This window comes from Evansella sp. AB-rgal1 (assembly GCF_041820985.1).
In the GTDB taxonomy this organism is placed as follows: Bacteria; Bacillota; Bacilli; order Bacillales; family Salisediminibacteriaceae; genus Evansella.
Window position 1 is genome coordinate 129826 of record NZ_JBGUAU010000016.1, and the last position, 9918, is coordinate 139743.

Annotated in this window: 11 protein-coding genes; 8 read left to right on the forward strand and 3 right to left on the reverse strand. The window is 34.6% G+C overall.

Translation table 11 applies throughout. The features are described 5' to 3' along the window. The first annotated feature begins 49 nt into the window (after positions 1-49). Positions 50-379 (forward strand): SCP2 sterol-binding domain-containing protein, encoded by a 330-nt coding sequence (locus tag ACERII_RS15020; protein WP_373643377.1) that lies wholly within the window; start codon positions 50-52, stop codon positions 377-379. Between the two features lie 86 nt (positions 380-465). On the opposite strand, the gene ACERII_RS15025 is transcribed toward ACERII_RS15020, so the two are convergent. Beyond that, complete coding sequence (locus tag ACERII_RS15025; RefSeq protein ID WP_373643378.1) at positions 466-603, reverse strand: FbpB family small basic protein; 138 nt, start codon at positions 601-603, stop codon at positions 466-468. Between the two features lie 174 nt (positions 604-777). Between ACERII_RS15025 and ACERII_RS15030 the strand changes: the two genes are divergently transcribed. The 4 genes from ACERII_RS15030 (at position 778) to ACERII_RS15045 (ending at position 4296) form a co-directional block, all read left to right on the forward strand. After that, positions 778-1278, forward strand: a complete 501-nt coding sequence (locus ACERII_RS15030; RefSeq protein ID WP_373643379.1) for a ferritin-like domain-containing protein — start codon at positions 778-780, stop codon at positions 1276-1278. Between the two features lie 241 nt (positions 1279-1519). Then, entirely contained in the window at positions 1520-2485 is a 966-nt protein-coding gene (locus tag ACERII_RS15035; RefSeq protein WP_373643380.1) for an MBL fold metallo-hydrolase, read from the forward strand. Between the two features lie 103 nt (positions 2486-2588). Continuing rightward, a complete protein-coding gene (locus tag ACERII_RS15040) occupies positions 2589-3014 on the forward strand; it encodes a hypothetical protein (protein ID WP_373643381.1) in 426 nt (141 codons plus the stop codon). A gap of 487 nt (positions 3015-3501) precedes the next feature. Beyond that, the gene (locus ACERII_RS15045) at positions 3502-4296 is read left to right on the forward strand and encodes a VLRF1 family aeRF1-type release factor (RefSeq protein WP_373643383.1); all 795 of its coding nucleotides are present in this window, start codon (positions 3502-3504) and stop codon (positions 4294-4296) included. 139 nt (positions 4297-4435) lie between these two features. On the opposite strand, the gene ACERII_RS15050 is transcribed toward ACERII_RS15045, so the two are convergent. Further along, positions 4436-5590 carry an MFS transporter gene (locus ACERII_RS15050; protein ID WP_373643385.1) on the reverse strand — a complete coding sequence of 385 codons (1155 nt, stop codon included), beginning with the start codon at positions 5588-5590 and terminating at the stop codon, positions 4436-4438. Positions 5591-5760: 170 nt separating this feature from the next. Here ACERII_RS15050 and ACERII_RS15055 point away from each other — a divergent pair, with 170 nt between their 5' ends. From ACERII_RS15055 to ACERII_RS15065, 3 genes are all read left to right on the forward strand, one after another. Further along, positions 5761-6144, forward strand: coding sequence for an OsmC family protein (locus tag ACERII_RS15055; protein ID WP_373643386.1), 384 nt, complete (start codon positions 5761-5763; stop codon positions 6142-6144). Positions 6145-6182: 38 nt separating this feature from the next. Beyond that, the gene (locus ACERII_RS15060; protein ID WP_373643387.1) at positions 6183-7544 is read left to right on the forward strand and encodes an MATE family efflux transporter; all 1362 of its coding nucleotides are present in this window, start codon (positions 6183-6185) and stop codon (positions 7542-7544) included. Between the two features lie 176 nt (positions 7545-7720). Further along, entirely contained in the window at positions 7721-8527 is an 807-nt protein-coding gene (locus ACERII_RS15065) for a YfkD famly protein (protein WP_373643389.1), read from the forward strand. A 75-nt stretch (positions 8528-8602) separates the two neighbouring features. Here ACERII_RS15065 and yfkAB read toward each other — a convergent pair whose 3' ends face one another. After that, the gene (gene yfkAB, locus ACERII_RS15070) at positions 8603-9709 is read right to left on the reverse strand and encodes a radical SAM/CxCxxxxC motif protein YfkAB (RefSeq protein WP_373643391.1); all 1107 of its coding nucleotides are present in this window, start codon (positions 9707-9709) and stop codon (positions 8603-8605) included. Between the last annotated feature and the right edge of the window lie 209 nt (positions 9710-9918).

The following is a 9918-nucleotide window of genomic DNA, read 5'->3' on the forward strand; positions in this document are numbered from 1 at the left end:
GCAATCTCATTTATAAAAAAATAAAATCATTTTTTAAGGGAGTGAAAAGATGCAAATAAACAATATATTTAATCAAATTGTAAGTAATATGAAAGCTGACCCAATACATCTTAATAACGTAAACGCAATCTATGAATTTCACATTACTGGGGAAACAGAAAGTGTTTATCAATTGGTACTTAATAATGGTGATGTGACGTATATAGTAGGAGCAAAAGAGGAACCAACTATTACACTCGTGCTAAGTGAAGAAAGTTTTTTAAAGATGACGAATGGATCCTTAAATCCAACTGTTGCCTATATGAGTGGGAAACTGAAGGTAAAAGGGGATCTTTCACAAGCTCTTAAACTTCAATCTTTATTAAAACAATATCAATAAAAGAAAATAGGGTGTGACAAAAGTAACTTTCTTTTGTCACACCCCTTAATAATTGTGCATACTTACACAAGAAATTTTCAAAATAATTAAGCTTGTTGCATTTCCTTGGAGTATTTTTCTTCCACTTTTAATTCTATTTCTTTAATAGCTTGGTCATCATTCAGAAGTTGTTGTTTATTTTCATTTACTAATTCTTCAAATGATTTATTTAAGCGCTTTCTCATCGTTGATCATCCTTTTTCTCCTAATTTTCTTTCAATTTAATTATATAACTTTTTACTATCAAAAGGTGTGTAACCTGTTACAAATTTTTGAACTTTCTGAATGAATGAACAACTATATACTTCATATAGTAAATAGAGGTAAAGACTATGTGTAATATATAAGGGGGAATAAAGATGAAAAACTATCCTTATGAAAGGTCCTTTTATTATCGAAGTAAACAAGAAGAAAGGGATTCAATGGAACGCTCCATATGGTTAATAAAAGAAATTAGGCAATTTGAAAGTACAGATGAGTTGATATTTGATTATTTAAAAGTCATTTCTAAAAAAGAAGAGCACATCTCGTTATTACAACGTATGATTGAATCGGAGCGTATTCATTATAATATTCTAAAGGATATTAATTATCAACTTATTGGAAAAGTACCAGATGTAGATGCACCTACATTTGAAGTGCCTGATAGTTTCGAGGAAGGCTTATCAGAAATATTGTTAAGAAAATCAAATACAATACATTTATATGTTCAGCTTTTAAATAATTTATCCCCAGCTTTTACAAGTTCTATTTTCCCAATCATAGTAGAGGAACAAACTCATATGCAATTACTAAATTATATGCATTCTGATACATGTTGTTCAAAACAACATATCCACAATCATAGTAAAGATATATAAGGAATCTTGAAGTTATTTAAGGTAATACACAAAGTTATCCACAATATCCACATCTTAATAGAGGTTATACACAAATAATTACCCACAAGAGAAGAAGTTAATACGTATAATGTTTGAATAGTAATCCACATTGTTAACAACCTTGTGGATATCTTTTGTGTTAATAACACATGACATTCTTTCATTTATTCGATAGAATAGAAGTGAATAATCATTCATTTCTTGGAGGTGTATCTAACTTATGAAAGAAGTAGCTCGTAATATATATCAAATTACTTTACCAACACCATTTCTTGTTGGTCCTATAAATACATATCTTATTAAAAGTGATGTTTTAACGTTAGTTGATACTGGACCGAATACAGAAGAAGCTTATACCTCATTAAAACAAGGATTGAAGAAACACAATATCGAATTACAAGATATAGAGATAGTTCTACTTACACATCATCATCCAGATCATATTGGTTTATTAGAAAAATTTATTCCAACAGCGAAGATTTATGCTCATAAAAAAGTAATCCCGTGGTTAAAAAAAGAAGAGATTTTTCTGAATCGAATGAGTAAATTTTATCAAACGTTATATAAAACAAATGGTGTACCTAAGGGGATAATTGAACTAATTGAACAGAAAACTAAGAAATACCTTGATTTTTATTCAGACGGATATGTGGATAATGTTTTAGAGGATGGAAAAAATATGGATGGGTTACCTGAATGGTCTATTTTTGAAACTCCTGGTCATGCTCAAAGTCACGTATCCTTTTATAGAAAGTCTGATGGAGTGATGATCGCTGGTGATCATTTGATAGAGCACATATCGTCTAATGCAATCATTGAAGGTCCGTATGGGGATGAATCAGAAAGACCAAAAACGTTACTTCAATATCGAAATTCTTTAAAAAAGTGTAGATTTGTTGATATTGCATTTTCAGGTCATGGAAAAACTGTGTATAACCCAAAACAATTAATTGATTTACGTCTTTACGAACAAGTAAAAAAGGCACAAATGTTTAAATCTTTGATCGGGCATGAACCAATGACTTGCTTTGATATTTGTAGAAAAAAATATGATCATGTTTTCAAAAGACAACCTGATTTAACATTTTCAGAAACGTTAGGTCATCTAGATTTGTTAGAAGATAATAATGAAATAAAGAAAATAATTATTGATGATGTAATACATTATCAATTAATTTCTCATTAATAAAGAAAACTACTATGAATTTTATCAAAATTTTTGTTTGTTCTTATAAATACTTGGTAAAATGAAAAGAGAAGAAGTTCAATCATGTTGGGAGGTTATAATTTTGGACAAGACTGAAAAGAGTAACAAGAAAAATTGGTTACGTCGCGGCTTAGTTATCGGTGCATTCGCTACATCTGTTTATATTTTTTCTAACAAAAAAACAAGAACTAAGGTAGTCCAGTGTGCTACAGACTGCAAAGACAAAACAAAGCATTGGGTGGAAGTTATTCGTGATAACCGAGAACCATTTGTGGATCAACTACGAAATTCTGGTGACAAGATTTCAAGAATTGTAGAAGATGCATCTGATGATATCCAAAATCTTGTGGAATCAACTAAACAAATGAAATCACACACGTTAGCGTTGTTAGAAGCTCTTCAAGAAACAAAGGATGAGTTCCAATCACTTGCAACTAGATTAAGAATTGATGCTGTGGAAGTTCAGGAGTTGCTTCCTTCCTCGGAAGACGAAGATCTATTACAATAGAGATATGATGTAAATTTGGACGAGCTGTTCTTAAAAAACGAAAGGTTAATCACATTAGGTGGTTAACCTCTTTTAATTGTAACCAGGAAACTATTTTTATGACATGTGGATAATTAGTTGTGTCATGGAAAGAAGTTCGGTTCCGGTGCCTACTTGCTCCTCGGTAAACTCGTTCGTAATGCTGTAGACGGAATTGGGGCGACATGCGTTTTTTCATATTACATTCAACGTTTAACCTTAGCTTAGCTGTACCCAGAAAACAATTCGTCGTTCTATAATAATGAGCCGATAAAATCTCCCTTAAGAAAAAATCAACATTTTTGTATGAAGGGAATTTTGAAGATCCTTCAAATTAAATAAAAACTTTAAGTGGTCACGCATAATTAAAAAATAATGATAGTAAAATGACTTAGATAAAAAAATACGTTTAAGATTAATCAAAACAGGATACATACTTGTACATGCTATTAAAGGAGGAATGTCATGTATGGCGTTAGCTAAAGACATAGAAACCTTAAAAGATATTCAGTGTGAAGAAGGAAAGTGTGTATTATCTGTATACTTAAACACAGATCGTGCTAATCAGAATCAGCAAAAGGGAGAGTGGAAAATTAGACTTAAGAACGGCTTAAAAAGGCTGGAGGAATACTTAGTTGCTGCTGGAAATGAAGAAGAGCTAAAAAGCTATAAAAAGCTACGTAAAAAGGTTGAAAAGGAAGTGAAAGGAAATCAATCCAAGCTATTGAAGAGTGTTGTCATCTTTGCGTCTGATGATCAAGATTTATGGTCTGTTCACTATCTACAATTGCCTGTTGAAACAAGTTTTCACTGGGAAAGTAGACCGATCCTTGATCAATTAGAAAAATTACAGAAATCATTTCCTAAGAGTGCGATTATTATGCCGAATTTGGATGAAGTAAAAATATTGGATATAGATTTAGGAGAAATAAAAGATACAAGGACGTATTTTTTTGATCCTGAAACAGAGGATTGGAGATTTAAAGATGGAATAGCATCTTCCGATAGAATGGCATCCAGCGCGAATCATGTAGATGATTATCAGCAACGTTTCGATGAAAATAGAAATCGATTTTATAAGAAAATCGCCATGAATATTGAAGGAATGAAAAAGGAAAAAAAGTGGGAATCAGTCTATATCATCGGAGAACCTGAAGCGGCCCAGTCTCTTGAATCGCAACTAAATGTAGATGTCAGTTTGACAATAAAGAAAAATTTGAAAAATAGTGATTCTTCAAAAGTATTAGCTCATGTGTTTGAATAAATAATAAGGGTTTCCAGAACAACAGTGGAAAATATATCCGAAAGGAAAAGGGTATGTCGAAGGTGAAATTACCTACGGACATACCCTTTTTGTTCACAAACTCGTCGGGTCCCAGGTCCCTGAAAATTTTGTGAACAAACTAAACAACATTTGCTCTTTTTTGAAACGTAGAGATTAGTATAAATAACAGGAACAATAAGGAGCTTATTATAAGGAAAAAGCTGATATTCTCGTTGATTTGGATTAAAAAACCACTTAAAAATGGTCCAATTAAACTACCTACACTAAAAGCAACACCACACAGAATATTTCCAGTTGGCAATAAGTTTTTTGGCATCAAATCTGTCATATAGCTTATCCCAAGAGAGAAGGTAGACCCTACTACCATTCCAGCAACGAAAATAGCCACGATCATACCAATAAAGTAATGCTCCAGAAAGCTTGCAACTGTAAAACAGATGGATCCTAATAATAGGATAGTTGTTAATGTCTTTCTTCGTCCAAATTTATCACTCAAAATTCCAAGTGGAAGCTGAAATACGATACCTCCAATGGAAAATGCGACTAATACAATTGATATACTAGCTATATCAATCCCGGTACGTAAACCGTAAATGGGAAAAACCCCATTAAAAGAAGCCTCTAAAAACCCATAACCCAATGGAGGCAAAAAGGCAATCCACCCGTATTTTATTCCTTTCTTAAAGCGTTTCATTGTTTCCATGAAAGAATTAATTTCAATTGTTTGTTCTGGAAAGTCATTTTTTAGGATAAACAAAAATAACCAAGCGATAAGACACATAAGAGCAGAAATGATAAAGGGTAACGATTCATTGATCTCCACTAACGGTGTCATTAACGGCCCCACAGCAAATCCAACACCAAAAAATAAACCATATAAGCTAATATTACGTCCTCGTGTTTCTTTAGGAGAGAAAGAAGTAATCCAAGTTTGTGTTCCAAAATGCAAAGCGTTATCACCTATACCGATAAGAAACCGAAGTACAAACCAGAACCAAAAAGATTTCCATAACGGAAATAAGGCTAAGCTCAGAACCACAATTAAGCCCCCAGCTATGATTACCGGTTTATAACCAAATTTTCTAAGGGGGTGCTCCATAAATGGTGAAATAATTAAGATACCTATATAGAGGGCAGTAGCATTTAATCCGTTTAAAGTAGAGGATACTCCATCCCCTTCAAAAATTACGGCGATAAGGGGAAGTAACATCCCTTGGCTAAAACCACTAATGGCAACAATCATTATTAATATCCAAAAACGTAATTTATTCATGTAAAGACCTCGTTTATGTAAATATGTTTGAAACACACTATCTCATTGTATAGTGTTTTTCTGTAAATTCAAGGAAAACTAATCTACGAGTCAAAGAGATGACGAAATCCTTTCACTCAGGGTACAATATATTAATAATAAGAAAATCTTATGTTTAGGAAGTGATGAAGATGAAATTTCAAATGAAGGAAAACGGATTCGAAACATCGTTTGAATATGGTACATTACAAATTTCAGGAAATGAAGAGTATGGATTTCGCCCATATCAGCTGATGGTAAGTTCCATAGCTGTTTGTGGTGGTGGCGTACTTCGTAAAGTACTAGAAAAACAACGTATGACAGTGAACGATATGACAGTAGATGCAGATGTAACTAGAGAACCTGAAGCTGCAAATAAAATAACAAAAATACATTTGCACTATACCATCACTGGAGATAACCTTGTTGAAAGTAAAGTGGAAAAAGCAGTAGCTTTAGCGCAAAAAAATTGTCCAATGGCCCAAACCGTCATTGATTCCATTGAATTGACGGAAAGCTTTTCTATTAACGTATAAATAAAGAGGCATCTGTACAAAAGGAATGAGGTTTTGTCGTGACGAAAAAACAACACGATTTCACCGAGGGTAGTATAACCAGAAAAATGATTTTATTTTCTGGTCCGATCTTCCTAACAAACATCCTACAAGTCTCCTACCAACTCATTGACTCATTATGGGTTGGAAACCTCCTTGGGGCAAACGCATTGGGCGCAATTGCAATTTCGGGCACAATTGTATTTACCATCTTGTCGTTTATTATTGGTATCAACAATGCTACATTAACCATACTTTCTCAGCAAAAAGGTGCTGAGAATGAAGAAGGATTAAAGGAGTCCTTAAATGCATTTGTCGTTGTCTTAGGGGTTATGACTATCGCACTGGGAATTGTGGGTTACTTTTTATCACCCTACATCCTACGTTGGATGGGAACTCCAGAGGAAATCTTGCCATTAGCAACAACATATTTACGGATTAACTTTATCGGTATTAGCTTTCTTTTTGGTTATAACTTTATCGCTACTGTTTTAAGAGCGTTAGGTGATAGTAAAACTCCCGTTCGGTTTGTGGTGATTGCGGTAGTATTAAATGCTATGCTAGATCCTCTTTTTATTTACATATTTGATTTAGGGATCGCGGGTGCAGCTTATGCAACGATCGTAGCACAAGGTACAGCATTTTTTTATGGTCTTATATACTCCATTTATCGTGCTGGAGTTCCTTTCATCTTACCGCGCCTTCCGAAAAAAGAATACTTTTCATCCATATTTAAGTTAGGCTTACCGTCAGGACTTTCGATGATGGTTATTTCAAGCGGAGTATTAGCAATAATGACGGTTGTGACATCCTATGGTGAAGGTGTAGTTGCAGGATTTGGAGCGGCGCAACGACTCGATAGTCTGATTATGCTCCCAGCAATGACTTTAGGAACTGCCGTCAATAGTATGGCAGGTCAGAATATTGGAGCGAAGTTATGGGGAAGAGTTCATTCTGTTGCGAAAAACGGAGTCGTGTTAATTTTACTCGTATCGTTTTCTATTAGTGCACTTGTCTTTTTCAGCGCGGAGTTTTTAATCTCTCTTTTTGTGCAAGACACGGAGACGATAGCTTTCGGTACAATGTATGTCAAAACCATCGCTTTTTTCTATCCGTTTTTAGGAATTAACTTTGTTTTAAACGGTGTTGTTCGTGCTGCTGGAGCTATGTTCCAGGTATTCATATTAAACGTCATATCTTTTTGGGTACTTCGTTATCCTTTAGCGTATTTGTTTTCGTCCTTGTTAGGAGAAAGAGGGATAGCTATTGGGATGGGGGTAAGTTTGATAGTGAGTAGCCTTATAGCTATTGGATACTATAAGTTTGGGAAATGGCAGGAGATTAAAGTAATTGAAGTTGAGAAGGAAGTAGAGAAAAACTAACTACTGGTCGCTTACGTTTTGTAGGCGACCTTTCAACATTGCCGGCAACACAGTGGGGAAAAGATTATTTATGCCCTTATTCACAATCAAATGGATAATTTTTAAACCTTCAAGAAAAACTACCACTATGTACGGTTTAAATTATGCCAAATCTGTGTGTAAGGAGGCTAAATGAAATGAAAAAAGCAATTGTTTTCTTTCTTCTCCCAATGTTATTTGTAATGTTAACCTTATCCCCAGCGTTGGCGGAAGAGAAAGGAAAAGAGGAAAAAGAAAAACTAATTCCAGATTCCGCTATGGATATTTCCAAGGATAATACGTATCCCAACCCTACTCAAGATCTTCCGAAGTTACATCCAAGTGATTTAGCAAGTGAGCTTTTAGATTCTACAGATATTTCAATTGAAAATCCTGAGCTAATTAAAATGTTTAACGAATCTACAATTAAAGGTTCTAAATTAGGTTTTATGATGAATGTCTCCATTTATTTAGGACAGTGGCCACTTGCTTATGAATCTGAGGAATCAAAAATTAATTGGGATTTTGAGAAAGTAAACACAAATGTGCTTGATAATCGTGGAGGTAACGAAGGGAAAAGAATTCACTATCAACAAGAACAACAAAAGCGAATTAAAGGTGGTCTTACTGCAGAAATTCCTAATGGAGATATGGTTCAAAAGCTAATGTTGCTAAAAGCAACAGAAAAGCTCAATCTTCCTTTAAGTTTTTCTACAGTAATTGGACACAATACAAAGACAGAGCGTGTATATAATGTATCACCACAAATGATCGGCTATTTGGATGCGTATGCCCCCGCTGTAAATGAAAAGGGGAAAGTTACGTATGGAGAAGTTTACCTTCGTATGAAAGGTGATAAAAAATGGCTCGAAGTAAAAAATGTGACTCAACAAGGAATTGGAGCATGGATACCAGTTCAAGATCATGTTAACTTACGAGTACAAACATCAAAAACGGGAAGATAAATGCTCGATTTGTCCTTCCTATCATTCTAGATCACAAAAATGTCCTTATGGAATACACCCATAAGGACATTTTTATTAGACCAATTGTTGTTCCCGTTTCGTGAAATCCACATCTTTGTAGTATGCATGCTTCACTAATAAATTTGGTCCTAAACAACGTACAGCAGGACAATGGCAATCGATTGTTTTAGCTAGACTAGATTTTTTCCAGGTGGAAAATGCATCGTTTAAATTTACATCTTGAATATGTCCTAGTATCCCTGCATCTGCAAAATCTGTTACATTAATATTACCGTTAAAAATATCAACATTTAAACGAGATTGTCCATCAGGGTCGTTTCGTACAGTAACATTTTGTTCAGAACGTAGTCTGTCTAACAAACGTAGATCCTCTACTTCTGAGTTGCAAGGGTAAAAAGGAAGAGTACCAAACAGCATCCAGATGTCTTTTCGTCGATGATCTAGTAATCGATGAATCCCAGATCGAATCTCTGATAAGGTTGCAACGGTAAGGTCACTAGCAAAATTACTAGGATACATTGGGTGAACTTCGTGTCGAGTGCAACCCATTTCTACGATTTGATTATGAATTTTCTCTAGATGAGGTAAGGTGCGCTTATTAAGCATGGTTTCTGCAGAGATGATCACTCCGTGTGCGGACAAAGCTTTACTGTTTTCCACCATGCGGTCAAAATAGTGCCTTTGTTTTTCCAAAGAAGGTTTGCGATCCATCATTGCGAAACCGATGTCTACGAAATCATCCACACTTCCATAGTTGTGTGAGATGTGTAGGACATCCAAGTAAGGGGTTATTAGTTCATATCGTTCTAATGGCATTGTAAGGTTCGAATTAATTTGAGTTCGAATGCCACGGTCGTGAGCGTACTTTAATAAAGGTAGAACATATTCCTTTACTGATGTCATGGACATCATAGGCTCTCCACCTGTAATGCTCATAGCACGGAGGGTTGGTACCTCGTCTAGTCGGGAAAGCAGTAAGGAAAGTGGTAAAGGATCTGGATCTTTTGTTTGTAAAGAGTATCCAACTGCGCAATGTTCACATCTCATATTACATAAGTTTGTAGTGGTAAATTCTATGTTTGTTAGCTTCGGTTGTCCGTATTGATCTATATCAAGATAAGCTTCCCACGGGTCGTAGGAAGGGGAAATGTGTCTCATCATATTAATGGAATCTCCTTTGTAAATAATTACATTGATTAACATGATACAGCAAGATGAGGAGAAAAAGAATAGTTTAATACTATTTGATGATTTGTATTCGCGAGGAATGATATAGAAAGTAAGGATGAAAATAAACTTATAGGAAGTGCACATATATTTCGTGAACCCGCACATAAAAGTGTGAAATCCGCACATATATTCATGGAACC

Excerpts from the sequence above, each read along its gene's own strand:
- ACERII_RS15035 (WP_373643380.1), top strand. The coding sequence starts at position 1,520 with ATGAAAGAAGTAGCTCGTAATATATATCAAATTACTTTACCAACACCA.
- yfkAB (WP_373643391.1), bottom strand. The coding sequence starts at position 9,709 with ATGATGAGACACATTTCCCCTTCCTACGACCCGTGGGAAGCTTATCTT.
- ACERII_RS15030 (WP_373643379.1), top strand. The coding sequence starts at position 778 with ATGAAAAACTATCCTTATGAAAGGTCCTTTTATTATCGAAGTAAACAA.
- ACERII_RS15065 (WP_373643389.1), top strand. The coding sequence starts at position 7,721 with ATGAAAAAAGCAATTGTTTTCTTTCTTCTCCCAATGTTATTTGTAATG.
- ACERII_RS15050 (WP_373643385.1), bottom strand. The coding sequence starts at position 5,590 with ATGAATAAATTACGTTTTTGGATATTAATAATGATTGTTGCCATTAGT.
- ACERII_RS15025 (WP_373643378.1), bottom strand. The coding sequence starts at position 603 with ATGAGAAAGCGCTTAAATAAATCATTTGAAGAATTAGTAAATGAAAAT.
- ACERII_RS15055 (WP_373643386.1), top strand. The coding sequence starts at position 5,761 with ATGAAATTTCAAATGAAGGAAAACGGATTCGAAACATCGTTTGAATAT.
- ACERII_RS15020 (WP_373643377.1), top strand. The coding sequence starts at position 50 with ATGCAAATAAACAATATATTTAATCAAATTGTAAGTAATATGAAAGCT.
- ACERII_RS15045 (WP_373643383.1), top strand. The coding sequence starts at position 3,502 with ATGGCGTTAGCTAAAGACATAGAAACCTTAAAAGATATTCAGTGTGAA.